This window comes from Bradyrhizobium sp. CCBAU 45389 (assembly GCF_028128625.1).
In the GTDB taxonomy this organism is placed as follows: domain Bacteria; phylum Pseudomonadota; class Alphaproteobacteria; order Rhizobiales; family Xanthobacteraceae; genus Bradyrhizobium; species Bradyrhizobium liaoningense_B.
On record NZ_LBIY01000083.1, the window covers coordinates 51,657 to 75,158 of the forward strand.

The 23,502-nt window shown below is 64.7% G+C and carries 21 protein-coding genes; 11 read left to right on the forward strand and 10 right to left on the reverse strand.

Going from position 1 to position 23,502, the window contains the following annotated elements:
• Nucleotides 1-32: 32 nt before the first annotated feature.
• Nucleotides 33-1,577 carry a winged helix-turn-helix domain-containing tetratricopeptide repeat protein gene (locus XH79_RS14075; RefSeq protein WP_271582053.1) on the reverse strand — a complete coding sequence of 515 codons (1,545 nt, stop codon included), beginning with the start codon at nt 1,575-1,577 and terminating at the stop codon, nt 33-35.
• Between the two features lie 133 nt (nt 1,578-1,710).
• Between XH79_RS14075 and mddA the strand changes: the two genes are divergently transcribed.
• Complete coding sequence (gene mddA, locus XH79_RS14080; RefSeq protein ID WP_271582054.1) at nt 1,711-2,499, forward strand: methanethiol S-methyltransferase; 789 nt, start codon at nt 1,711-1,713, stop codon at nt 2,497-2,499.
• 89 nt (nt 2,500-2,588) lie between these two features.
• The gene (locus XH79_RS14085) at nt 2,589-3,011 is read left to right on the forward strand and encodes a GFA family protein (RefSeq protein WP_271582055.1); all 423 of its coding nucleotides are present in this window, start codon (nt 2,589-2,591) and stop codon (nt 3,009-3,011) included.
• 177 nt (nt 3,012-3,188) lie between these two features.
• Here XH79_RS14085 and XH79_RS14090 read toward each other — a convergent pair whose 3' ends face one another.
• Nucleotides 3,189-4,748 carry a winged helix-turn-helix domain-containing tetratricopeptide repeat protein gene (locus XH79_RS14090; RefSeq protein ID WP_271582056.1) on the reverse strand — a complete coding sequence of 520 codons (1,560 nt, stop codon included), beginning with the start codon at nt 4,746-4,748 and terminating at the stop codon, nt 3,189-3,191.
• A 211-nt stretch (nt 4,749-4,959) separates the two neighbouring features.
• Nucleotides 4,960-5,367: a BA14K family protein gene (locus XH79_RS14095; RefSeq protein ID WP_271582057.1), complete on the reverse strand. Its 408-nt coding sequence runs from the start codon at nt 5,365-5,367 to the stop codon at nt 4,960-4,962.
• A gap of 345 nt (nt 5,368-5,712) precedes the next feature.
• On the opposite strand from XH79_RS14095, the gene pcaB reads away from it, so the two are divergent.
• Nucleotides 5,713-7,074: a 3-carboxy-cis,cis-muconate cycloisomerase gene (gene pcaB / locus XH79_RS14100; RefSeq protein ID WP_271582058.1), complete on the forward strand. Its 1,362-nt coding sequence runs from the start codon at nt 5,713-5,715 to the stop codon at nt 7,072-7,074.
• A gap of 113 nt (nt 7,075-7,187) precedes the next feature.
• Nucleotides 7,188-8,444, forward strand: a complete 1,257-nt coding sequence (locus tag XH79_RS14105) for an aminopeptidase (RefSeq protein WP_212342335.1) — start codon at nt 7,188-7,190, stop codon at nt 8,442-8,444.
• Between the two features lie 214 nt (nt 8,445-8,658).
• On the opposite strand, the gene XH79_RS14110 is transcribed toward XH79_RS14105, so the two are convergent.
• Nucleotides 8,659-9,213, reverse strand: a complete 555-nt coding sequence (locus XH79_RS14110) for a hypothetical protein (protein ID WP_271582059.1) — start codon at nt 9,211-9,213, stop codon at nt 8,659-8,661.
• A 237-nt stretch (nt 9,214-9,450) separates the two neighbouring features.
• Here XH79_RS14110 and XH79_RS14115 point away from each other — a divergent pair, with 237 nt between their 5' ends.
• Complete coding sequence (locus XH79_RS14115) at nt 9,451-9,906, forward strand: cupin domain-containing protein (RefSeq protein WP_212342333.1); 456 nt, start codon at nt 9,451-9,453, stop codon at nt 9,904-9,906.
• A gap of 100 nt (nt 9,907-10,006) precedes the next feature.
• Here the strand turns inward: XH79_RS14115 and XH79_RS14120 are convergent, their stop codons facing one another.
• The 5 genes from XH79_RS14120 to XH79_RS14140 all read right to left on the reverse strand — a co-directional run bounded on the left by XH79_RS14120 (nt 10,007) and on the right by XH79_RS14140 (nt 14,949).
• Nucleotides 10,007-11,059 carry an amidohydrolase family protein gene (locus XH79_RS14120; RefSeq protein ID WP_271582060.1) on the reverse strand — a complete coding sequence of 351 codons (1,053 nt, stop codon included), beginning with the start codon at nt 11,057-11,059 and terminating at the stop codon, nt 10,007-10,009.
• 111 nt (nt 11,060-11,170) lie between these two features.
• Complete coding sequence (locus XH79_RS14125) at nt 11,171-11,692, reverse strand: hypothetical protein (RefSeq protein ID WP_271582061.1); 522 nt, start codon at nt 11,690-11,692, stop codon at nt 11,171-11,173.
• 64 nt (nt 11,693-11,756) lie between these two features.
• A complete protein-coding gene (locus XH79_RS14130; RefSeq protein ID WP_271582062.1) occupies nt 11,757-12,569 on the reverse strand; it encodes an MBL fold metallo-hydrolase in 813 nt (270 codons plus the stop codon).
• Nucleotides 12,570-12,676: 107 nt separating this feature from the next.
• Nucleotides 12,677-14,203 (reverse strand): permease, encoded by a 1,527-nt coding sequence (locus XH79_RS14135; RefSeq protein WP_271582063.1) that lies wholly within the window; start codon nt 14,201-14,203, stop codon nt 12,677-12,679.
• Nucleotides 14,200-14,949: an ABC transporter ATP-binding protein gene (locus XH79_RS14140; RefSeq protein ID WP_271582064.1), complete on the reverse strand. Its 750-nt coding sequence runs from the start codon at nt 14,947-14,949 to the stop codon at nt 14,200-14,202. Before XH79_RS14140 ends, XH79_RS14135 begins: the two co-directional genes overlap by 4 nt.
• A 262-nt stretch (nt 14,950-15,211) precedes the next feature.
• Between XH79_RS14140 and XH79_RS14145 the strand changes: the two genes are divergently transcribed.
• From XH79_RS14145 to XH79_RS14170, 6 genes are all read left to right on the forward strand, one after another.
• The gene (locus tag XH79_RS14145) at nt 15,212-16,087 is read left to right on the forward strand and encodes a branched-chain amino acid ABC transporter permease (protein ID WP_260387773.1); all 876 of its coding nucleotides are present in this window, start codon (nt 15,212-15,214) and stop codon (nt 16,085-16,087) included.
• A gap of 4 nt (nt 16,088-16,091) precedes the next feature.
• Nucleotides 16,092-17,243, forward strand: a complete 1,152-nt coding sequence (locus tag XH79_RS14150) for a branched-chain amino acid ABC transporter permease (RefSeq protein ID WP_271582065.1) — start codon at nt 16,092-16,094, stop codon at nt 17,241-17,243.
• Nucleotides 17,240-17,998: an ABC transporter ATP-binding protein gene (locus XH79_RS14155; RefSeq protein ID WP_018643391.1), complete on the forward strand. Its 759-nt coding sequence runs from the start codon at nt 17,240-17,242 to the stop codon at nt 17,996-17,998. The genes XH79_RS14150 and XH79_RS14155 overlap by 4 nt, the downstream gene beginning before the upstream one ends.
• Nucleotides 17,999-18,002: 4 nt before the next feature.
• Nucleotides 18,003-18,791, forward strand: a complete 789-nt coding sequence (locus tag XH79_RS14160) for an ABC transporter ATP-binding protein (protein ID WP_271582066.1) — start codon at nt 18,003-18,005, stop codon at nt 18,789-18,791.
• Nucleotides 18,792-18,867: 76 nt separating this feature from the next.
• Nucleotides 18,868-20,706 (forward strand): AMP-dependent synthetase/ligase, encoded by a 1,839-nt coding sequence (locus XH79_RS14165; protein ID WP_271582067.1) that lies wholly within the window; start codon nt 18,868-18,870, stop codon nt 20,704-20,706.
• A gap of 81 nt (nt 20,707-20,787) precedes the next feature.
• Entirely contained in the window at nt 20,788-21,987 is a 1,200-nt protein-coding gene (locus XH79_RS14170; protein ID WP_271582068.1) for an ABC transporter substrate-binding protein, read from the forward strand.
• 199 nt (nt 21,988-22,186) lie between these two features.
• Here the strand turns inward: XH79_RS14170 and XH79_RS14175 are convergent, their stop codons facing one another.
• Nucleotides 22,187-23,302: a hypothetical protein gene (locus tag XH79_RS14175; RefSeq protein WP_271582069.1), complete on the reverse strand. Its 1,116-nt coding sequence runs from the start codon at nt 23,300-23,302 to the stop codon at nt 22,187-22,189.
• Nucleotides 23,303-23,502 lie beyond the last annotated feature (200 nt).

The window sequence follows — 23,502 nt, forward strand, 5'->3', positions numbered from 1 at the left end:
CCTCCAGGGGAGGGTAAGAGCAGCGTCGCGCCTCACCGCAATCCCGCCCGCCGGAATCCCTCCAGATAGTGCTCGCGATCGGCGTCGCTGGCCCACGGCAGCCGCGTCGCAATCCACTGCAGCGAGATGTTCGGCTGGGTGCGGCGGAGCTCGCCGAGCGCCATCTCCGCCAGCGCGCCATCGCCGATCATGCCGGCCGAAACGGCGAGAACGCGGTAGGCGCCGGTGAGGTCGCCGCGGTGGCGGATCGCCTCGCGCGCGAGCGCGATGGCTTCGTCATATTGCCGCTCGGTGAAGCGCGCATAGCCGGCGATGCCGTGATAGATCGCCAGCGACGGATCGCGCGGTGAGAGCCGGATCGCCTTCTGCGCCGCCGCAAACGCCTGCTTCGACCGTCCGGCATAGGACAGCGCCAGCGCGTGGTAGCCTTGCGCCAGCGAGAAGTTCGGATTCAGCGCGAGCGCCTGCTCGAACTCGGACAACGCGTCCGCAAGCCTGCGGGTCGAGAAGTAGACGCTGCCGAGCGCGGCATGCGCCCAGGCATCCTCGTGGTCGCAGCGCACCGCTTTGAGCGCGGCGGCTTCCGCGACCGGGGCAACCGCGGCGAGCTCGGCCCAGCCGAGATGCACGCCGAACATGTCATTCACGGCCAGCACCGACAGCGCCTGGCCGTAATTCGGATCGATTGCGATCGCGCGCTCGAGCAGCGCCTTGGCGGCCGCGTGGTCCTGCCGGGTCACGCGCCAGTAATGCGACAGCGCGCGCATCAAGAGGTCCCAGGCGTCCAGGCTCGCGGGCGGCTTGCGATGGCTGCGAAAATTCTCCGCCGCGTGGATATGCGGCTCGATCGCCGCGACGATCGCGTTGGTGATCTCGTCCTGCACGGCGAAGACATCGACGAGCTCGCGGTCGTAGCGCTCGGCCCAGAGATGGCTGCCTGACGTGGCGTCGTTAAGCTGCGCGGTGATGCGCACCCGGTTGTCCGCCTTGCGCACGCTGCCTTCGACGATGTAGCGGACGCCGAGCTCCTCGGCGATCTGCCTGATGTGGACCGCGCGACCCTTGTAGGTGAAGGACGAGTTGCGTGCGATCACCATGAACCAGCGCTGCTTCGACAGCGCGGTGAGGATGTCCTCGCTGATGCCGTCGCCAAAATAATCCTGTGCGGGATCGCCGCTCATGTTCTCGAAGGCGAGCACCGCGATCGCCGGACGGTCGGTCACTGCGCGCGCCGTTGCGGGTTCAGCGGGCGCCGGCGCGGCGGCCGCGTCCTCCCGAACATCGCCGACGAAACGAAAGCCCTTGCGCGGAATGGTCTTGATCAGCCGCTGGGTCGCGCCGTCGTCGCCCAGCGCCTTGCGCACGGCGTTGATGCGGCTGTTCAGGGCGGAATCCGAGACGATGCGGTCGCTCCAGATCTGGCTGATCAGGTCATCCTTGCTGACCACCCGGGCGCGTTCCGCGACCAGGTAAAGCAGCAGATCGAACACCTGCGGCTGCAACGGCACGGCCACTCCGGAGCAAGTGAGCTCCCGCAGATCGCCGTCCAGCACGTTGTTTTCAAAGAAAAATCGCACGTTTCCGTCGTCTCAAGCAAAAATCAAAGTCGTCTCAGGCGAAAATCAACCCTCCGCGAAAGTCGGAGGACCTCCGATCCGGCATGGTGCGAAGACCAAACAGTGCCGATGCCTCGGCACAACGGAGCGTTCTATGACCCAACTTGATCACCAGGTTCATTCCATCGGCCCGGAGGTTGCGGGCTCGCGCATTTTCAGGTTCATCGCCTTTCTGTACGGAATTGCGGCATATCTCGTCTTTTTCGTCACCGTTCTCTACGCCATCGGCTTCGTCATGGGGGTGATGGTGCCGAAGACCATCGACACCGGAGCCGAAGCGCCCGTCGTCCGCGCGGTCATCGTCAATCTGCTGCTGATGTCGCTGTTCGCGGTTCAACATAGCGTGATGGCGCGCCAACAGTTCAAGGCGTGGTGGACGCAGTTCGTCCCCAAGCCGGTCGAGCGCTCGACCTACGTGTTGTTCGCGAGCCTGTCATTGCTCCTCCTGTTCTGGCAGTGGCGTCCGCTGCCCACGGTCATATGGGAGGTCGAGAACCCCGATCTTGCCGTGACGGTGGTCACGCTGTCCTTCGCGGGCTGGGTGCTGGTGTTCACCTCGACCTTCATCATCAATCACTTCGAGTTGTTCGGCCTGTCTCAGGTGACCGATCATCTCGTCGGCCGGGAAGCCGCGCCACCGCGTTTCAAGACGCCGCTGCTCTACAAGTTCGTCCGTCATCCGATCTATCTCGGCTTCATCATCGCGTTCTGGGCGGCGCCGGTCATGACTGTGGGCCATCTGCTGTTCGCGGCCGTGACCACGCTCTACATCTTCGTCGGCATCGCGCTGGAGGAGCACGACCTCGTCGAGCTCTTCGGCGACGAGTACCGGCAGTACAAACAACGGGTGTCGATGCTTATTCCCTGGCGCAGATCAGTATAGTCTTCGCCTCGCGCCGCGCGTCCACCGAAAGGAGGGACACGCGGCGCGCCGACACGCGATATCGATCCTTCATCATGGAGACGACCCAAATGAAACATGTCGGAAACTGCTTCTGCGGCGCTGTCACGGTCGAGGTCACGGGCGCGCCGGAGGCGATGGGCTATTGCCATTGCCGTTCCTGCCGGTCCTGGTCCGGCGGACCGGTGAACGCCTTCAGCCTGTGGAAGCCCGAAGCCGTGCGCATCACCGAGGGCGCCCAGCATGTCGAGACCTTCGCCAAGACGCCGCTCAGCCAGCGCAAATATTGCGGGAAGTGCGGCGGCCATCTCATGACCAATCACCCCCCGCTCGGCCTCGTCGACGTCTTCACCGCCACCATCCCCACGCTCGCATTCACGCCCGGCGTCCACGTCAATTACGCCGAGACCGTGCTGCCGATGCGCGACGGTCTGCCCAAGCTGAAGGATTTCCCGGCCGAGTTCGGCGGCAGCGGCGAGATGATGCAGGAGTAGCTTTTCTCTGACCCTCCCCTGGAGGGGGAGGGTCGATCGCGCGCAGCGCGAGCGGGGTGGGGTGATCTCTCCGCACGGGCAGTGTCCGTCGTGGAGAGACCGTCACCCCACCCCGTCTCTCATCTTCGCTACGCTCAGATGCGAGCCGACCCTCCCCCTCCAGGGGAGGGTGAACGGCTACCTCATCCCCGCGCGCCGAAATCCTTCCAGATAATGTTCGCGGTCCTCTTCCCGCAGCATCGGCAACTCGCGCGTGATCCAGGCGAGCGAGATCCCGGGCTGGGCGCGGCGCAGGCCTTCCAGCGCGGACGCCGCGAATGCGGGATCCCCCGACATGCCGGCGGCGGCGGTCAGCACGCGATGGGCGCCGACGAAATCGGCGCGCTGCCGCATCGATTCCCGCGCCATCTGCATGGACTGCTCGTAGTTGCGGCCGATGAACTGGGCATAGGCGGAAACGCCGCAATAGATCGCCGCGAGCGGATCGCGCGGGCTCAGCCGCAGCGCGCGGCGCGCGGCGGCATCGCCGTCCTGCCATCGACCCGCGTAGCACAGCGTCACGCCGTGGAACGCGTGCGCCATCGCGAAGTTCGGATTGAGCATCAAGGCCTGCTCGAACTCCGCCAGCGCATCGTCGAAACGGCGGCGGAACAGATAGGTATAGGCGAGGCCGTGATGGGCGAAGGCGTCCTCGCGATCGGCCTCCACCGCGGCAAGCGCCGCGCGTTCGGCGACCGGCACGGTCGCGGCCATGTCGGCCCAGCCCATATGCGCGCCGAAGATGTGACTGGTCGCGAGCAGGCCCAGCGCCTTGCCATAGGCCGGGTCGATCGCGACGGCCTTCTCGAGCAGCCCTTGCGCCGTCGCATTGTCCTCGCGGGTGATGCGCCAGTAATGCGACAGCCCTCGCATCAACAGGCCCCAGGCATCGAGGCTGCCCGGCGGCTTCTGCTGGGCGCGAAAGCTCTCGGCGGCATAGAGCTGCGGCTCGATCGCGGCGACGATCGCGTCGGTGATCTCGTCCTGCACCGCGAAGATGTCGGCAAGCTCGCGGTCGTAGCGCTCGGCCCACAGATGGCTGCCGGTCGAGACGTCGTTGAGCTGGGCCGAGACGCGCAGGCGGTCGCCGCTCCGTCGCACGCTGCCTTCGACCACGTAGCGCACGCCGAGCTCGCGCGCGACCTCGTGGATGTGCACGGCGCGGCCCTTGTAGACGAAGGAGGAATTGCGCGCGATGACGAAGAACCAGCGCAGCTTCGACAGCGCCGTGATGATGTCTTCGCTGATGCCGTCGGAGAAATAATCCTGTTCGCGGTCGCCGCTCATGTTGGTGAAGGGCAGCACGGCGATCGCGGGCCGATCGGGCAGCGCGAGCACGGCCTGCGGCGCCGGGGTGAGGCGACCGAGCTCCGGCGGAACCGTGCCAAGCTGTGTCTGCACGTCGCCGACGAAGCGAAATCCCTTGCGCGCGATGGTACGGATCAGCGCCTGGTTCGCGCCATTGTCGCCGATCGCCTTGCGGGCCGCGTTGATCCGGCTGGTCAGGGTGGATTCCGAGACGCTGCGCCCATGCCAGATCTTGTCGATCAGCTCGTCCTTGCTGACCACCCGGTCGCGGTTCTCCATGAGATGGACGACGAGATCGAAAACCTGCGGTTCCACGGCAACGGGAACCTGCTCGCGGCTCAGCTCGCGCAGGTCAGTGTCGAGAAGATGATCCCGGAATAGAAACTGCACGTCGAGACTCAGATCTCACAGCGGTATCAGCAATAAAAAAATCAAAATGGATTTCGACTTGAAGTCTGTGAGTCCGCCGAACGGTCTCTCCGGTTCACCACGATCGCGTGATGGCAGCCATGCGATTTTTGAGGACGAATACGACCTGAAATGACAATCTGGCCGTTCCGGCCAGATTGTCGCGGGCATTCATGGGGCGAGCGCTGAATCCCTACGGGCAGGGATGGCGCCTGCCGTCATTGCCGAGATAGGTGCCGGTGTTCGGATTGTAGGACTTGTAGCGCTGCATGCAGTACTGCACGTCGCCTTCCGGCGGCGGTCCATAGGCGGCGGGCGGGGGCGGATAGGCCGGTCCATAATAATAAGGTGAGCCGTAATAATAGGGCGCGGCCACCGCGCCGCCGATGATCGCGCCGGCCGCGAGGCCGCCGACGAACGCGCCGCCGCCCCAGCCCCAGCCGCGACGTCCATACCAGCGCACCTGTTCGAGCTGGCCCTGATCCGCGTGCGTCATCGCCAGCGGTTGTCCGATCGGCGCCGCCGACGCATTCGTCAGTGTTGCCGCCGACAGGCTCGCAAGCAGACAAGCTCCGGCAACGAAGCGAAGCGATTTCAACATTGTGGTCTCCTCGTCATGCGGCATCTCGCGCGCCGCGCGTCAGTGATAGTGCAGCTGGCGAAGTGCGCTGAATTACAGTTTGGATAGGAACATGACTCCCGCCGCCGTCATTGCGAGCGCAGCGAAGCAATCCAGAATCTCTCCACGGAGGCAGCCTGGATTGCTTCGTCGCAAGAGCTCCTCGCAATGACGGCGCTCGGACAGCGCGAGACATAAGTCCAGCACCGTACTGGCTTCCGCTCGGGCGAAGCTGAGAACATGTGACGAACTGCGAATGTCCATTGCCGAACATTGCGACGTCGTTAAGCTGCCCGCAGACAGAACAACAGCCACGAAGAAACGCCCATGCCCGCCTTTCACGCTTCGACCACCGTGCTCGATTCCATGCTGTTCCGCGACGCGTTCGGCACGCCGGAGATGCGCGAGGTGTTTTCCGACCTCGCGCTGGTCGGCCGTTATGCCGAGGTCGAGGTGGCACTCGCGAAGGCGGAAGCGGCATGCGGCGTGATCCCTCCGGACGCTGCCGATCAGATCGCTGCGCGGACCGATGTCGCCGCGCTCGATTTCGATTTGCTCAGGCAAGAGACCGACATCGTCGGCTATCCCATCCTTCCTTTGGTGCACCAGATGGTGAAGCAGTGCGGCGAGGCCGGCCGCTACGTGCATTGGGGCGCGACCACGCAGGACATCATGGACACCGCCGTGGTGCTGCAATTGCGCGCCGCGCTCGGGATCGTCGAACGGGACATCGCCGAGCTGCGCAAGATCCTTGCCGATCTCTCGCAGCGATACCGCGACACGCCGATGGCAGGCCGCACCCATCTGCAGCAGGCGCTGCCGGTCACCTTCGGCTACAAGACCGCGATCTGGCTCGCGATGTTCGACCGCCATGCCGAGCGCCTGGCGCAATTGAAGCCGCGCGTCCTGGTCGGACAGTTCGCCGGCGCGGCCGGTACGCTGGCCTCGCTCGGCGACAAGGGGTTCGAGGTGCAGGAGGCGCTCTGCGCCGAGCTGAAGCTCGGCGTTCCCGCCTCGACCTGGCACGTCGCGCGCGACGGCTTTGCCGAGGCGGTGAACTTCCTCGCGCTCGTCACCGGCTCGCTCGGCAAGATTGCGCTCGACATCATGATCATGGCCTCGACCGAGTTCGCCGAGGTCTACGAGCCCTTCGTCAAGGGCCGCGGCGCCTCCTCGACCATGCCGCAGAAGCGCAACCCGATCTCTTCGGAGCTGATGCTTGCGGCGTCCAAGGCGGTGCGCCAGCACGCCGGCCTGATGCTGGACGCGATGGTGCAGGATTTCGAGCGCGCCACCGGTCCCTGGCACGCCGAATGGATGGCGATCCCGGAAAGCTTCGTGCTGACGGCCGGCGCGCTGCACCAGGCGAAGTTCGCGCTCGCAGGCCTGATCGTGGACGAAAGGAAGATGAACGACAATCTCGCCGTCAGCCGCGGCCTGATTGTGGCCGAAGCGGTCATGATGGGGCTCGCGCCGCAGATCGGGCGGCAGGAGGCGCATGACGTGGTCTATGACGCCTGCCGCGAGGCCAACGACAAGGGGATCAGCCTTGCCGACGCGCTCTCCGCAGATTCACGGATATCGAGCCGCATCGACCGTGCCACAATCGAGGCGCTCACCTCACCGAAAAATTACCTGGGGCTTGCGCCTGCCATGGTCGATCGGGTGCTGAAATCTTCAACACGTTGAAAACCAAGATGCGTGAAACTGCGTATCTTTCATGTGTCGCAAGGCGCTCGCATACTTGTGTCCGGCGATGCTAGACTTAGATTGAACGAGAGACTTTCGGCAGAGGACCCGGCATGACCGATCAACGCATCACCGCCACTCCCATCGATCCCGCGAAACTCGACCGGCTTGCCGAGGTGGCGGTGAAGGTGGGCCTGGGTTTGCGGCCGGGACAGGATCTGCTGCTGACGGCGCCGGCGATCGCGCTGCCGCTGGTGCGGCGGATCGCGGTGCATGCCTACAAGGCCGGCGCCGGGATCGTCACGCCGATCCTGTCGGACGAGGAGATGACGCTGGCGCGCTACCGCCACGGTCACGACAACAGCTTCGATCGTGCCGCCGGCTGGCTGTATGAGGGCATGGCCAAGGCATTCTCCGACAACACCGCGCGGCTCGCCATCGTCGGCGACAATCCGATGCTGCTGTCGGGCGAGGACCCGTCCAAGGTCGCACGCGCCAGCAAGGCCAATTCCATGGCCTATCAGCCGGCGCTGGAAAAGATCGTCAATTTCGACACCAACTGGAACATCATCGCCTATCCGAGCCCGTCCTGGGCCAAGCAGGTATTCCCTGGGGATCCCGAGGACGTCGCCGTCGGCAAGCTCGCGGATGCGATCTTCGCCGCGTCCCGCGTCGATCGCGAGGACGCGATGGGCAACTGGGCGAGCCACAATGCGGTGCTGCGCGAGCGCACCAACTGGCTCAACGGCCAGCGTTTTCGCGCGTTGCAGTACTCGGGACCAGGGACGGACCTCACCATCGGGCTGGCCGACGGCCATGAATGGGAAGGCGGCGCCTCGCTGTCCAAGAACGGCATCAGCTGCAACGCCAACATTCCGACCGAAGAGGTCTTCACCACGCCGCATTGCCGGCGCGTCTATGGCCATGTCGTGAGCTCGAAGCCGCTGTCCTACCAGGGCACGCTGATCGACAACATCGCGGTGCGCTTCGAGGACGGCAAGATCGTCGACGCCAAGGCCTCGCGCGGCGCGGAGGTACTCAACAAGGTGCTCGACACCGACGAGGGCGCCCGCCGGCTCGGCGAGGTGGCGCTGGTGCCGCATTCCTCGCCGATCTCGCAGAGTGGATTGTTGTTCTACAACACGCTGTTCGACGAGAACGCCGCCTCGCACATCGCGCTCGGCCAGTGCTATTCCAAGTGCTTCGTCAACGGCGCGCAGCTCACCCCGCAACAGATCTCCGCGCAAGGCGGCAACCAGAGCCTGATCCATATCGACTGGATGATCGGCTCGGCCGAGACCGACATCGACGGCATTCTGGCCGATGGCAGCAAGGTCCCGGTGTTCCGCAAGGGCGAGTGGGCGAAGTAACGCGCTTCATCTCTGCCGTAGAGGCAGGGCCATCGCATGTGGAAGCGGCTTTCCTGCGGCCATCCTTCGAGACGCCCGCCGCTGGCGGGCTCCTCAGGATGAGGACGGAGTGCGCGGCAATCGCTTCAGCGGGCACCGATGTCGGTGAGCCTCATCCTGAGGAGACCGCTGGAAGCGGTCGTCTCGAAGGACGAGGCGTGCGCACAGGCCGTCCTCACGCCGCGGCGTTTCGCAGCATCGGATTGTTGTCGATGCTGAAACGGTTGAACAGCGTCGTGAACGGGCTGCCGTCGGTGGCTCGCACGATGGCGTCTGAAGCAGCGACCGCCTCGTAGAGCGCGCCGACCGGATCGTCCGCCTCTGGCAGGTCGAGACCCCTGCGGATGTCCTCGCGGGCCTCGTTGATCCCGTCCTCGTCGTCCAGTGTCGCCTCCAGCGCATCTGCCGCGCGCCGCATCTCCGAGAGGTCGCCGCCGCCGGAAAATTTGAGGATGTCGAGCCAGTAGGGGCGGGCGACGACGAGCTGGATGAATGCCTCGAAGCTCTCCGCGATGATTCCCGCGCGGCCCTCGGATGACACGTAGAGCACATTCTGTGACGGCAGCAGCACGAACGCGCCGCCGGAGCCGTCACTGCCGATCTGCCGCGGGCTTTCGATGCCGTCGATGGTGAACCAGGGCTCTTCGTCCGGCGCGAGGGAGATATCGAAGCCGCCGAGACGGGCGACCATTTCGCCTTTGGCTGTCAGAACCTCTGGGCTGAGGGGCATCGGCGTGGCTCCTTCCTGATACTTCGCGCACTTTGTCGCACCCCGGAAAAGATGGGTTCATCTGCGCGGATTCGCAGGGAAATCCTGACGTTAACCGCTTCGCACCTGCAACTTGCAGCTGATTGTCGGGGCCTGCGTAAGGAAGAATTAAAAACCGGCTACTAGCGTTCCCAACATCTTTCGAAACAATCCGGGCCGAGACCCGGCCATACATATTAATATTCCCTGGGGAAGTAGATGTCGCGCGCATTGATTGAAATCGGTAGTAGCAATGTGGAGCTCGAGCTGCGGCCGATCGAGCCGTCCTGGATCATCGAAGGCAATCCGGTGTCGCGCTCGCGCGTCCTGTCGACCAGCGCCGACGGCACCGCCCAGACAATCATCTGGCATTGCACCGAAGGGCGCTTCAACTGGTACTACGACATCGACGAGACGATCATGATCATGGAAGGATCGATCGTGCTCGAGAGCGAAGGCATGCCGCCGAAGCGCTATGGCCCCGGCGACGTCATCTTCTTCCGCGACGGCGCGCATGCCAAATGGCATGTCGAAGGCCACGTCAAGAAGATCGCCTTCTGCCGCAAGACCAATCCGGTGATGATTGGTTTCCTGGTCCGCGTCGTCAACAAGCTCAAGCGGATGTTCGTCTCCACCGGCGAGCGCCGTCCCGCCTCGCTGATGGGCGCCGGCTAGTCATCTCATAACGCTTTCAAGGACGCTTCCCAGCGGCCACGACGAAGAGGGGTCGGGATCAACATCCCGGCCCCTCTTCTCATCAGGGCCGCAGATCCTGTCACGACGGCAAATCGAGCCGATAGAATTCGGTCGCGGTCTGTGAGAACAGAGCCGTCTTCTCGGCCTCGCTCAAGGGCGCGGCGATACGCTTGAAGGCATTGAAGATCACCTGGTAGCTGCACTGGCCCTTGTCCGGCGGAAAATTGCTCTCGAACATCGCGCGCCTCACGCCGAACGCCTCGATGCAGGTCTCGACATAGGGCCGCCAGGCCGCGGCAAGCTCCTCGGATGACGGCGGCCTCTCGCGCAGATGGAAATCGTAACCGAGCAGGCACATCGCAAGGCCTCCGAGCTTCACCACCACGTTCTCGCATGTTGCGATCTCCCGGATCGAGGCGCGCCACTGCGGGAACACCTCCTCGCGCCGTCCCGCAAAGCGGCCGACGCCCGCCGGTCCGCCGCAATGGTCGAGCACGATCCTGGTGTCGGGGAAGGCGCGCGCCAGCTCGGTCAGCTCGCCGATCTGCGGATGAAACAGCCAGGCATCGAAGCTGAGGTTCAGCGGGGCGAGATGGGCAAACCCTTTGCGGAAGGCCGGGTCCTGCAACAGGCCTTTCGGCCGGTTGGCATACATGCCGGCGACGACGGGGTCTTCGTCCCAGGCGGAGGAATGCCGGATGCCGCGGAAGCGGCCGTTGCCTGCGGCGATCTCGGCCTCCAGCACCGGCTTTGCCGCGTCACCTAGCAGCAGATTGGCATGGCTGACGATGCCGGCGCAGATCGCGGCCTTGCCGTAACCGCCGCTCGCACTCATCGCCGCAACGCCGTTGGCGAACTCGACCTCGCCGACCGGCCGGAACGCCTCGGGCCCATGCGCGCGATACATCGAGCGGCAATCGACATAGACGGTGGCGATGATGTTGTGGCCGGAGGCGATGTCGGCCGCCATCTCCTCGATCAGATAGCGGTGCCCGCGATTCCAGAGATGGTGGTGAGGATCGACGATCGGCCGCAAGGGATCGATGATCTCTTCCTGATGCAGCGCGAGCCAGTCCTCGCGCGGCTCGACGAATAGCCCGCTCGTGTTGGCGGGCAGACCGCTTGCAGCCATCGGCGTTCGCTCCCTTTATATTTTGTGGCGGGAGCCTAGCAGCTCGTCCTTGCATGCAGCAGCGCGCGGCGCGCAACCGCGCCCTTCGTCTCGAGCACAACGGCGCTGTCGTCAGGCCTTGCGCCGTGTCGCCTCCACGTCGACCACAAGCCGCCAATCGGCTGCGGTCGCAGGCTTGACCTCGCCGAGCCAGTGGAAGGAATCGTCGGTGATCTCGGTAAAGCTCCAGCGCGTCCTCTCGCTTGCGTCGGTCGTGCCTTCCTGCACGATGTCATCGCCGCGCGGACGGCCGATCTGCTGGCGAAACACGCAGCGCGCGGGATCGAACCAGGAAATCCGCCACGCATCGATGGAGGGGTCATAGACCCGCAGCGTCGTGCCGTACCAATTGCCGGCGATCGGCAAGGCCGGCGCGCCCGCAGGGCGGGGAATGATCCAGACGTCCTGCACCGCGCGGCCCTCCAGAATCCAGCCGAAATGGATTTCGCCGGGCGCTGTGTGCTTCGTTCCATCGGGTCCGTGAGCGGTAATCGCGGCCTCCCAATCGCCGACGAAGCGGCCGTAAAGCTGGAGCGCCGCCGCGTGCTCGGGATTCGGTCCGTCCGCGTGCAACAATCGCGCAAAGTCGGTCATGTCGATCTCCTCTTGCAGGAGATCAGCACCAAAGGGCGGCAGCCGGCTTGGAGAAAATTGCGCCTTAGACCCCGTCGAGGATGATCACCGTCGGCTTGGTCGGCAGCGCATCTCGCGACATCCGGAACGAGCGATCGATGCGATGGTCGATCTCGAACTGCTGGCCGATCCGGCGCATGAAGTCGTCGAGCGGGGTGGCGAAGCGGTGCATCGGCAGCACCACGGAAGCACGCAGCCGCCTGGTGATCTCGGAGATGCCGTCGAGCGACATGGTGTAGGTACCGTCGATCGGCACCATCACGATGTCGAGCCGTCCGATCTGGGCGAAATGGCTGTCGTCGAGCTTGTGGTGGAGGTGGCCGAGATGGCCGATGCAGAGGCCTGCGACCTCGAAGATGAAGATCGAATTGCCGTCGCGGATCATGTCGGTGCCGGCATCGTCGCCGAAATAGCGGCGGATGTCGGTGGTGACGTTGCGGATGAAGGTGTCCCCGATGCGCTCGGAGACAATGGCGGGCTTGCCGTCCTCGCCCCAGCCATGCAGCACATGGGGAATGCGCTTGTCCGGATATAAAGAATAGTGCGTGCTGTGCGCCCGGTTCATGGTGACGACGTCGGGCAGCCGCCCCACCTGATAGGCGCCGCTATAATCGGTGGCGATGCGCAGGCCGCCGGGCGTGTCGATGAAATAGGTGGAGTGGCCGGCATAGGTGATCTCGATTTCCGCGGCCGCCGCCACCTGTTTGAAGGCGACCGGCATGACCCGCGGCGCGGCATTGGCCATCGCCAGGCATTCGCTGCGCTGGGGCTGCTGGGCGAGGGCAGGGGTGATGAATGCGCCGAACAGCGCCAGAGCCGCCGAAACCAGTCGCCGCATGAATCCGTCCCCGATGACTTCATGGGAAAGTCTAGCGTGCAATGCAGCGCGCCGCCAACAGCTGGCGATCAACAGCGCGTCAGTGTCGCACCTGTCATTCCCGCCATCTAGTCGCGCTTTGGGCTGAACTTCCAGGTGATGGCGACGAGGCCTGCGGTGATCAGACCGCTGATCAGGCCTGCCAGCGGCAGGGCGAGCAGCAGCGCGGCGCTGGCGGCCCAGCCGATCGAGGAGAAGGCTTCGGCAAAGGTTGCGAGCCGCGACGAGGTCTGGCGGCGGCGGAATTGGCTGCGCCGGGCCTGGACGCGGAACCAGAGCTGGATCGCGGTCGCGGACGCCGCGCTGACGATGATGGCTCCGGCACTCACCGCGGCCTGGAATGGCGAGGCGAAGGCGAGCGCAGCGACCAGCGGGCAGAAGATGGCGGCGATTGCGATCAGCACCACCTCGATCTTGGCGCGGATGACGCTCGACGGCATCAACGGCGCGGTTGCGACCAGGTCGGGGGCGTCCTCGCCGGAGATCGTCAGCCAGGCGAGCCCGCCGGCGAGCTGTCCCGCCGCCATCACGATCACGGGCGTGATCAGCGTCAGGGCCGCGGAGCTTTCGGCGAAATTGCGCCAGAGCAGCAGCGCCGGCGGCACCAGATAGAGCAGCTGCATCAGGGTCTGCGAGATCAGCCAGGGATCGCGCCAGAGCAGGGAGAATTCCTTGCGCCGCAGCGCCTGCTGCCGCGATCCGCCGCGGAACGCGCGCTGCCTCGCGCTACTGCGGCCGGACCTGCCGTAAGCGGCGGCATCGATCGCGGTGTCGGCAAAGCGGCCTGAGAAGATCGCCATGACGCTTCCGAGCAGCACGAGAGCGAGCGCCAGAAGCAGCAGCAGCGCCTCGTTGTCGCCCATGGTGGCGCGTGCCGGCCACCACCAGATGCTGTCGATCTCGGGGGCGTGGGCGGCCATGCTGCCGGAGGTCAGGATGGTGAAGCGCGACAGCGTGCCGTAGGACATGATCGCGGCGACCTGCAGTGCGATCACGAAGCCGGCGCCGATGATGGCGGCGAGGATCTGCGCCACGAGGCGCGTCCGCGCCGGGCCGATCAGGCGGAACAGGAGGATGGTGACGGCGATCGCGATCGCCGCGGCCGACAGGCCCATCGCGATCACGATGCCGTACGCGGCGAGCCAGCGCGGCCCGCCGCCGATCACGAGAACGTCGATGAAGGGCGTCGAGAACAGCAGCGCCATCGCGGTGACGGTGAGCGCGATCGCGGCGATGCGGACCGAGAACAGATTGGCCAGCGTCGCGGGCGAGGACATGATCAGGTCGAGATCGGCGCGGGCGTAGAACACCCGCGTCACCGATTCGATCGCCTGCGACAGCATCAAGGTCCAAGCGAGAAAGATGGTCGCCGTGATCACGATCAGCGAGGATTTGTCGAGCGGCAGCTGCAGATCGGCGAAGCGGCCGATCACGGCCCATGCCGGCACGTGCAGCAGTGCCGCAAAGAACAGCAGGCCGATGACGGCGGCGCGCGCCCGCGTGCGCCTTCCGCCAGTCATCATGGCGAACCATTCGCGCCAGGCGAGCCTGAGCTCGTGCCGGGCGAACCAGGACAGCGCGGTCGCCGAGCTCATGCGGCTTCCTGCAGCGTCACCAGCGCGATGAAGAGATCTTCCAGGCTGGTGTCGGCATGGCCGTTTTGCTGGCGTAGCTCGGTGAGCGTGCCCTCGGCGACGAGGCGGCCCGAGGCGATCACGCCGATGCGGTCGGCCATGCGCTCGGCGACCTCGAGGATGTGCGTGGTCATGATGACGGTGCAGCCGGCGCGGACGCGCTCGCTGAGCAGGCCCTTCACGTGGCGGGCGGAGACGGCATCCAGTCCCGTCAGCGGCTCATCGAGAATGATGAGACGGGGATCGTGCACCAGCGCGCCGGCCAGCGCCACCTTCTGGCGCATGCCCTTGGAAAAGCCCTCGCAGCGCTCGTGCCGGTGCGGCTCGAGCCCCAGCGAGCTCAGCAGTTCCTCCGCGACCGGTTCCGAGATCGACGGCGCGATGCCCCAGAGCCCGGCGACGAATTCGAGATATTCGAGCGGGGTCAGCTTGTCGTAGATCATCGGCTCGTCGGAGACCCACGCCATCACCTGCTTGGCGGCGACGGGGTTGGCCAGTGCATCGATGCCGAAGATCGAGACCGCACCGGCATCGGGCCGCAAGAGGCCGGCAACCATGCGCAAAGTGGTGGTCTTGCCGGCCCCGTTGGGCCCGACCAGGGCGTAGAATTCGCCGGCGTGAATGGTGAGATCGAGGCTGTCGACCGCCAGACGGTCAAAACGCTTCGTTAACCCTCGGACTTCCAGTGCCGAGTTGTCCGGCTTCATGACGGCCCTACCATCCGGTTTTGCATCGCCCGCGACCTTGACTTGAAGATGTTTCGGCACCGTGAATCTACGGCCGACAAATTCCGCCATCCGCCTTGGACTAAAGGCAAGTCACCGTTTGTTGACAGTGCGCGGGCGTTCAGGCTGAATTGGCGCCGGGACAAATGGAGCTAACGCAGCGAAACGACTGCGTAGCGACTGGACACAAGATGCGGCGAGGCGGCCAAAAGATCCGCCGGTTGCGTCGGGAGGAAGCGCGGCGATGCTGGATTTCGTTCAGCAGCTGGTCAGCGGTGTTGCGCTCGGCTGCGTCTACGGCCTGATCGCGCTCGGCTTCGTGCTCGTCTACAAGGCCACCGAGGTCGTCAATTTCGCCCAGGGCGATCTGATGATGCTGGGCGGCTTCTTCGCCTTCACCTTCATCGGCATGATGGGCCTGAACTACTGGATCGGCTTTGCCGGTGCGGTGGCGGCCATGGCGCTGTTCGGCATGCTGGCCGAGCGGGTGGTGGTGCGGCCGATCCTCGGCTATCCGCAATTCTCCATCATCATGGCCACGATCGGCCTCGGCTATTTCCTGCGTTCGATCGCGGGCATGATCTGGGGCACCGACGATCTGAAGATCGAGACGCCGTTCAGCCAGGGCGTGCTGCGGATCGGCTCTCTGGTGCTCGCCTACGACAAGCTCTCGGTGATCGCGGCGACGATGATCCTGTGCACGCTGCTCTATCTGTTCTTCAACAAGACCACGCTCGGCACCGCAATGCGCGCCAGCTCCGAGAACATGCTCGCAGCCTATTACATGGGCATTCCGGTCAAGCGCGTGGTGTCGATCGTGTGGGCGATCAGCGCGGCGGTGGCGACCTGCGCCGGCGTGCTGCTGGCGCCGATCACCTTCATCCATTCCAATGTCGGCCTCGTGCTAGGCCTCAAGGCCTTTCCGGCCGCCGTGCTCGGCGGCTTCGGCTCGATCCCGGGCGCCGTGGTCGGCGGCGTGCTGATCGGCGTGATCGAGAGCATGGCCGGCTTCTACCTGGCCGAGGGGTGGAAGGACGTCGCGCCCTATATCGTGCTGCTCACCGTGCTGCTCTTGAAGCCCGAAGGCCTGTTCGGCCTTCACGTCCGCAAGAAGGTCTGAACGCATGCGCTTCCTGTTCAAGACCGACTACGAGGACGACATCAAGCTGTTTCCGCATTCGGGCTATTACGTCTCCTACGGCATCCTGATCGCACTGCTGCTGATCGCGCCCTACGTGCTCTCCAGCTATCTGATGAGCCAGCTCGTCTTCGTCTGCATCTATGCAACCGTCGGCGTGGCGCTGCTGATCCTGACCGGCTTCACCGGGCAAGCTTCGCTCGGCCATGCCGCGTTCCTCGCGATCGGGGCCTACACGGCGGCTTACTTGCAGAAATACAACGTGCCGTTCCCGGTCTATTTTCTCGCCGCCGGTGCCCTGACCGGGTTGATCGGCGCGCTGGTCGGTTTTCCCGCGCTGCGCCTGACCGGCATCTACCTCGTCATCGCCACCATCTCCTTTGCCCTGATCGTGGAGGAGATCCTCGCGCGGTGGGAGAGCGTGACCCACGGGAACGAGGGCATGCGGGTCAAGACGCTGTCGCTGCTCGGCGTCACCGTGCCGCGCGACAGTCCGACCTTCTATTACCTGTGCCTTGCCGTGCTGGTGCTGACCATCGTCGGCACGCTCAATTTGCTGCGCTCGCCGACGGGCCGCGCCTTCGTCGCGATCCGCGACTCTGAGACCGCGGCGCGCAGCATGGGCGTCAATGTCGCGCTGTACAAGGTGAAGTCGTTTGCGATCTCGGCCGCGATCACCGGCTTCGCCGGCGTGCTGTTCGCGCACAAGCTCTCCTTCATCTCGCCGGAGATGTTCACGCTCCAGCTCTCGATCGAGTTCATCATCGTGATCCTGATCGGCGGCACCTTCTCTCTGCACGGCGCGGTGCTGGGGGCGATCTTCATCGTGATGATCGATCCGTTCCTCACATACTTGAAGGACGACATGCCCGGCATCATCGCCGGCGTCGCCGCGACATTCGGGGCGAGCTCGGCGACGGCAGGCAATATTCAGTCGAAAGTCGCAGCCTTCGCCTCGCTCAACGGCCTGAAGGGCGCGATCTACGGCATCATCATCGTGCTGTTCGTGCTGTTCGAGCCGCTCGGGCTCTACGGCCGCTGGCTCAAGATAAAGCTCTTCTTCCAGCTGTTCCCGCTCTACAAGCGCGCCACCTTCAAGCGGCAGAAGATCTACGTGAAGTCGGAGCGCAACCGATGAGCTATTTCCGCGCCGAGAACCTGTCGCTGCATTTCGGAGGGCTGAAGGCGGTCGATGCGGTGTCGTTCGCGGTGGAGAAGGGCGAAATCCTCTCGATCATCGGGCCGAACGGCGCCGGCAAGAGCTCGATCTTCAACCTGATCTCGCGCATCTACCGGCCGACCTCGGGCCGCATCTTCTTCGAGGACCAGGACATCACCGAGCAGCCGCCCTACGATATCGCAAAGCTCGGCATCGCCCGCACCTTCCAGAACATCGAGCTGTTCGAGAACGCGACCGTGCTGTCGAATTTGCTGGTCGGGCGCCACCGCCATTCCACCACGCAGCTCTGGCAGGAGCTGCTGTTCCTGCCCAGCGTGCGCGCCAGCGAGAAGGTGCACCGCCGCCGGGTCGAGCAGGTCATCGAGCTCCTCGATCTCGAACCCTATCGCGACAAGCTGATCTCGGGCCTGCCCTACGGCGTCCGCAAGGTGATCGAGCTGGCGCGGGCGCTGTGCTCTGAGCCGAAGCTGATCCTGCTCGACGAGCCGTCCTCCGGCCTCAATGTCGAGGAGACCGACGACATGTCGTTCTGGATCCGCGACATGAAGAGCGAGCTCGGCGTCACCGTGCTGATGGTCGAGCACGACATGTCGCTGGTGAACCGCGTCTCCGACCGCGTCATTGCGCTGAACTATGGCCGCGTGCTCGCCATGGGCTCGCCCGCCGAGGTGCAGCAGCACCCCGACGTCGTCGCCGCGTATCTCGGAGCCTGACCCGATGGACGCAGCCGCTTCGCCCGACATCATCTTAAAACTCTCCAACATCGAGAGCTATTACGGGCCGATCATGGCGATCCGCGGCATCTCGCTGGAGGTGCCGCGCGGCCACATCGTCACGCTGCTGGGAGCCAACGGCGCCGGCAAGACCACGGTGCTGAAGACCATCTCCGGCATCCTCGATCCGCAGAAGGGCGCGATCGAGTTCATGGGCAAGTCGATCCAGCGCATGGAAGCCGACCGGATCGTCCGGCTGGGCCTCAGCCACGTGCCTGAAGGACGTGAGGTGTTCCCGTTCCTCTCGGTGCGGGAGAACCTGATGATGGGCGCCTATCCGCGCCGTGACCGCGACGGCGTCGCGGAGGATCTGGAGCGCGTCTACGGCTATTTCCCGCGCCTGAAGGAGCGCATCAACCAACCGGCCGGCCAGCTTTCCGGCGGCGAGCAGCAGATGCTCGCGATCGGGCGCGCGCTGATGAACCGGCCGACGCTGCTCCTGCTGGACGAGCCCTCGCTCGGCCTGTCGCCGCTGCTGGTGAAGGAGATCTTCACCATCATCCGCCGCGTCAACGAGGAGCAGGGCATGTCGATCCTGCTGGTCGAGCAGAACGCCAAGGTGGCGCTGGAGACCGCGCATTACGGCTATGTGCTCGAGATCGGCCGCATCGTCATGAACGACAGCTGCGACCGCTTGATGCATTCCCAGGACATCCAGGAGTTTTACCTTGGCGCCAAGGAAGCCGGCGCGCGAGGCGAACGGCGCTGGAAAAAGAAGAAAACGTGGCGTTAGATGGGTAACCCCTCCAGCGCATAGACCGCCGGCAAGGCAGGCAGCGGAGGGAGAAGGCGACAAGGAGGAGACGTGCATGGCCCGACCGGCGGTGCTGACGGTCGCTGATACGATCGCAAAGAGCTTTTTGCGAGCTGCGGAGACGCGGGGCGAGCGGGCGGCGATCCGTGAGAAGAAGTTCGGCATCTGGCAGCCGACCAGCTGGCGCCAATGGCAGGAGATCTCGAAGGAGATCGCCTACGCGCTTCGCGCCATTGGTTTCATGCCCGGCGACGTCGCCTCCATCATCGCCAATGCCGTGCCGGAATGGGTCTATACCGACATGGGCATCCTCTGCGCCGGCGGCGTCTCTAGCGGAATCTATCCGACCGATTCCTCGTCCCAGGTCGAGTATCTCGTCAACGATTCCGCGACCCGGGTGATCTTCGCCGAGGACGAGGAGCAGCTCGACAAGATCCTCACATGCCGCGCGCGCTGCCCGTCCCTGCAGAAGATCATCGTGTTCGACATGGAGGGCCTCGGCGGCTTCTCCGACGACATGGTGATGTCGTTCGACGAGTTCCGCGCGCTCGGGCGCAACCACATGGTCGGCCGCGAGGCGCTGTGGCAGGAGATGATCGACAGCCGCAGCGCCGGCGATCTCGCTGTTCTCGTCTATACCTCGGGCACCACAGGCCCGCCCAAGGGCGCGATGCACGCCAACCGCAGCGTCACGCACCAGATGCGGCACGCCAACGACTTCATCCCGGCGCGGGAGGACGAGGACCGGCTGATCTTCCTGCCGCTCTGCCATGTCGCCGAGCGCATCGGCGGCTATTACATCTCGGTCGCGCTCGGCTCGGTGATGAATTTCGCCGAAAGCCCGGAGACCGTGCCGGACAATCTGCGCGAGGTGCAGCCGACCGTCTTCCTCGCAGTCCCCCGCATTTGGGAGAAATTCTATTCCGCCATCACCATCGCGCTGAAGGATGCGACCCCGCTGCAGCAATGGGTCTACCGCCGCGCCATCGAGGTCGGCTACCGCATGGTCGATTGCCGCATCGAGGGCAGGGCGCCGCCGCTGTCGCTGCGCATCGCCAACCGATTTGCCTACCAGTTCGCCTTCCGCAACATTCGCCGCATGATCGGGCTCGACCGCTGCCGCATCGCCTTTACGGGCGCAGCGCCGATCGCGCCGGAATTGATCCGCTGGTATCTCGCGCTCGGCATCGACATGCACGAGGTCTACGGCCAGACCGAGAATTGCGGCGTCGCCACCATGATGCCGGCGGAGCGGATCAAGCTGGGCTCGGTCGGCACCGCCGTGCCCTGGGGCGAGGTCACGCTGTCGCCCGACGGCGAAATCCTGATCAAGGGCGACTTCCTGTTCATGGGTTACCTGAACCAGCCGGAGAAGACCGCGGAGACGATCGATCCGCGCGGCTGGCTGCACACCGGTGACGTCGGCACCATCGACAATGAAGGCTTCGTCCGCATCACCGACCGGATGAAGGACATCATCATCACCTCCGGCGGAAAGAACGTCACGCCGTCCGAGATCGAGAACCAGCTCAAATTCTCGCCCTACATCTCCGATGCCGTCGTGATCGGAGACAAGCGGCCTTATCTCACCTGCCTCGTGATGATCGACCAGGAGAATGTCGAGAAGTTCGCCCAGGACCACGACATCCCCTTCACCAATTACGCCAGCCTGTGCCGCGCGACGGAGATCCAGGACTTGATCTGGCGCGAGATCGAACAGGTCAACGGCAACTTCGCCCGTGTCGAGACCGTCAAGAGATTTTACCTGATCGAGCGCCAGCTCACCCCGGAAGACGAGGAGCTGACGCCGACCATGAAGTTGAAGCGCAGCTTCGTGAACAAGCGCTACGCCGCCGAGATCGACGCGATGTATCGCGAGCGCGCGGTGGCGTGAGGCGCATGCCGATTTGAGAAAGCGAAGGAGCGACGGCCCCCGCCCTTCGCACAATACGGGCCCAAAGGAGAGGAGACGTCAATGTCGAGATCGTTCGGAACGTTCGGCCTTGCTGTGAGCACTCTTGCGCTCACCTGTCTGCCGGCCGTCGCGCAAACCAAGGTCACCAATGAAGGCATCTCGGCAACCGAGATCGTCATCGGCACCCATCAGGATCTGTCGGGTCCGATCAAGGGCTGGGGCGTGCCCGTCTCCAACGGCATGAAGATGGCCGTCGAGGAGGTCAACGCCAGCGGCGGTGTCCAGGGCCGCAAGATCCGCCTGGTGGTCGAGGACAGCGGCTACGATCCGAAGAAGGCCGTGCTGGCCTCGCAGAAATTGATTGAGCGCGACAAGATCTTCGCGATGGTGGGGCCGATGGGATCGCCCACCGTGCTCGCCGCGCAGGATATCCTGCTCGATGCCGGCGTGCTGCAGCTGTTTCCGCTGACGGCGGCCGAGTTCACCTTCAAGTTCGATCCGGCCAAGCCGCAGGAGCGGCTGAAGTTCAACAACCTGCTGCCCTATGTCGAGAGCACGCGCGCAGCGCTGAAATACATGATCGAGGCAAAGAATTTCAAGAAGCCGTGCATCATGCATCAGGACGACGAGTACGGAAAGAACGTGCTCGACGGCTTCAACCAGCAGCTCGCCGCCATGAAGGTGCAGCCGGCCTCGATCACGAGCTACAAGCGCGGCGCCTCCGACTTCTCGGCGCAGGTCGCCAAGATGAAGTCCGACGGCTGTGACCTCGTCGTGCTCGGCGCGGTCCTCCGTGAGCCGATCGGCACGATGACCGAAGCGAAGAAGCTCGGATGGGACGTCACCTTCCTCGGCGCCACGCCCGTCAACGTGCTCGAAGTGCCGGCGCTCGGCAAGGACGTGGTGGAAGGCTTGTATGCCGCTTCGAACTTCGAAATTCCCTACGAAGACACCGCGAAAGGAAAGGTGAAGGACTGGCTCGTCAACTACAAGAAGATGTTCAATGCCGACGCCAACACCCAGGCGATCATCGGCTACAATGCGGTGATGACGTTCGCGCATTATGCCAACAAGGCTGGCAAGGATCTCACTGGCCAGAAGATGCTCGACGCGCTGGAGTCCGGTGACAAGTTCCAGGACATCTTCAATTCGCCGCCGACGGTGTTCTCGAAGACCAATCATCTCGCCACCACCATCACACAGGTGCAGCAGGTCAAGAACGGCCGCTGGGTGCTGGTGAAGGACAATCTGATGTTTTGATGCTTCGCTTTCACCCTCCCCTGGAGGGGGAGGGTCGATCGCGCGCAGCGCGAGCGGGGTGGGGTGATCTCTCGACACGGGCACTGTCCGTTGTGGAGAGACTGTCACCCCACCCCGTCTCACATTTCGCTGCGCTCAGTGTGAGCCGACCCACGGGCGAGCTACGCTCGTCCCGGACCCCTCCAGGGGAGGGTAAGAGCTACGATCCCCCGCCCGCGTTGCCCGAATTCACCGGGGCCAGCTCGTCTTCCCGGCAGCGCCAGCCGTCGGCGGCTTTGACGAAGGCGAAGGTTCGCTGGATTCTCAGCCGGCGCGTGACGTTGAAGGCGTCTGCGGAGCGCTCCTTGTTGCCGGCGCCCGGTTGCGGACGGCCTGTCCTGGCGTCCCAGCAGGTGCCGGTGCAGCCGGAGGCGACCTTGCTGCAGGTGGTGAAGGGGGCCAGCACCACCATCTCGATCTCGCCCGTGACTTGCGCCTCCTGGTCGGTCACCTGGCTGTCGACGGCGTAGACGCGGTTGATGCGCAGGAAATTGCCGCAGGAGTTGGCGGCGTGAATCCGCGCGGCGCAGAAATCGACGGCGTCGGTATCGGGGATGCGGGCCGCGACCTGACGGCCGAACACCTTTTTCGGATCGCCCTTGGCCGTGCGGATCTCGTCGGTCTTGCGCGTGAGGTAGTCGGCGAGACAATCCTCCGCGGACTCGAGCTCTTGCAGCGGCACATTCTCCTTGCCCACGAGATTGCACTTGCGATCGCGCTCTCGCGTCCACCTGCCGTATTCGGCGAAGGCAAAGCGCGCCGCGGTCGGGTCGAGCTTGCCGATCAGGCCGAGCACCTGGCCGTTGAGCTCGGTTTCCGCAAGCGCCAGCGACGGATCCGCGCAGATCACCGCGCCCGCCGCCGTATTCGCGGCGAGACAGTCGAAATCGGGATCGCGCAGGATCGCGGCGCGCTCCTCGGTCACCTTGAGCAGGCACGCCTTCACCCGGTCGAAATCGTCGGCGCGGATCGCAGCCTGGCCGACGATGCCGCAACTGAGATTGCGCTGGCGGCCCCAGATCGCGTTCTCCTCGATCGCCGGCAGGCGATCGGGCAGGCGCGCGAGCCGCGCTTCGACCGCCGTGCTCAGCTTCGCGGCGGCGGCGGCAAGCTCGGTGTCACCGCAGAACAATTGATTGCCGGGATCGCGGATCTGCTGGCAGTTGTTCTTTGCGAACAGCGGCAGCCTGTCGGCGATGGCGCGGTCGGATTGCGCGGACGCGGGCGCCGCCGCAAACGCCAGCAGCGCAAGCACGGACAGCACGATGAACCGCATTCCAGTCGCCCCCGCAAAGCCCGGGGCCATGCTAGCGTCCCGGATCGCGCGGTGGAATGGGTTTTTGGTGGGGACGGACCTGCGTGACTCGCTTCGTAGCCCGGATGGAGCGCAAGCGTAATCCGGGGCCGGTGCCAGTGGTCAGAGTCCCGGATTTCGCGGAGCCTGTCATCGGGCGGCGCTTTGCGCCGACCCGTTGG